Source organism: Endozoicomonas sp. SESOKO3, from assembly GCF_024606255.1.
The window spans coordinates 1-1,804 of record NZ_JAHHPR010000526.1 but is presented as its reverse complement, the minus strand read 5'-3'; the positions used below and the strand labels follow the sequence as shown (position 1 = coordinate 1,804).

Annotated in this window: 1 protein-coding gene; it reads left to right on the top strand. The window is 53.2% G+C overall.

What is annotated here, in order from left to right:
- Positions 1–1,804 (top strand): LamG domain-containing protein (locus KDK18_RS09055; protein ID WP_257254579.1); only part of this gene is annotated, 1,804 nt, incomplete at both ends.

Sequence of the window (1,804 nt, the reverse complement as noted above, 5' to 3'; positions counted from 1 at the left end):
AGCCGATGGCAGACACATCTTTGTCGCGGATGACAACAGCAAAAAGGGGTTGTTTCAGCAGGGGGATGGTTACAGTGAGATTGTCGAGGCTCCGGGGCGTGCCGACTTGTTGGTGGTGAAGGTTAATCGGGATAACCAGGCTGTTTTTCGCAAACAGAATGATGATTTGTTGATTTATCTTTTCAAGGATGGCGAAAGCCTGGAAACCGCTTCTTTGACCGGCATTTCGGATCGGAGACGCTACCAGGGTTATTTTAATAGCAATCATTTAAACCGGGTTGAGCGTATCGAACTCAATCATCGGGTTCTGCTGTCGGAAGACGTTTGGTCGCTCACCCGCGATTTTCCCAAACCATCAAAAATCCTCAACAGTGCAAGACTTGAAGATGTCAGGGTGCTGGAACGTCAGGGGCAGTTGATGCTGTTCTTTGGCGGGAACCATTTTCCCCTGGGCATGACGTTGGGTCAGTTGTGGCCCGTTGCCTGGGATGACTATGAGAGTCATCATCCATTAGTCACAGTAAGCTGCCAGACGCTTCTGCCCACCAGAGGGGCGAAGGCAGTCTGTTCCATGTCGGCCATGGATTGGCGTGGCTTGGCCAGGGCTTACGGTCGGGTGTTGCTTTCCGGCTCGGACATCAGTGATGAACACTTGCTGCAGCTGAGTGCCCGTAATGTCTTTGAGAAAACGGCTGGGTTCTGCCCATTAAATGACAATGCCGGGTCCTCATCAAACTGCACAGTACGCCTGGGTACTCCGGATGCTGATAACTGGCACTCATCAGGCGAGACGGGTGCCTTTTTTGGGCTGGGCGGTGATGATCAGTTCACGGTAACGGATGTACGCTGGGATTATCTCGGAGGCGGTGAGGGATATGATTCACTGGTGCTTGCCCCTGTGGTCACTGTCGGTGCGTCGTTTATTGTGGACGGAAACCATCAGCACATTGTCGTTGATGGGCAGGTGCAAGGCTCAGTGTCCGGATTTGAGTTCGTCCACTGGCAGGTACCCGGTTCCGGCCAATTCATCCCACCACCGGAGGTGACCCGGTTAACGGTTACCCTCGGTGATGTGCAGGTTAAAACCGGGGCTAAGTTGGAAAGCATTGTCGTGGGTGGCAGCGGGACTGTCCGACTGCTGGATACCGGTTGGCACTCGGTGACCCTCTTCTGCAAGGACGATGGGACCGGGCTTGATAACGTCCATTTTAACCATCCGGGCATCAGGTTATCTGACCTGATGGTTCAAAAGTTTGAGCCAGTAACAACGTTTGAAAATACCCTGACGGGTGGAGAGATGACGCTGTCCTGTTTTGTGAGTCCTGATGCGTCTGTTTCTGCCGAGGTTGAGTTGTTTGATTTTTCTGACTTGTCGGACAGCGACAAGGGGTCAATGACCCTGTTGGTCAGTCAGGGGAAGGATCTGGTTATCAGGGTATTGCCTGCTGAGGGGAGTGAACGAAGGATCGTGGCCAACGACTTTTTCCCAGCGGGCAAAAAAACGCACCTGCTGGTGTCCCAGGATCAGAGCCATTTGATGATTTATCAAAATGGCCGGCTTATCCAGTCTGAAGCGCCTGCCCCTCTGCCTGTGGCTTTGCGCAGCAGAACACAGATCGGCGACAATACCAGAGGTTGGCTGGACGCTGTGGTTTTGGTGGCTGACAGCGTTAACGCCAGAACCGCACGTTTGCTGGCAGAAACACCCACAGGAAAGTTGACCCGGTTAAAACGAATCAATTCCCCTGAGCTGGGAGTGGTGGTCAAAGGGGGCAATCCAAAGACGGTCACTGTGGGTCAGCAG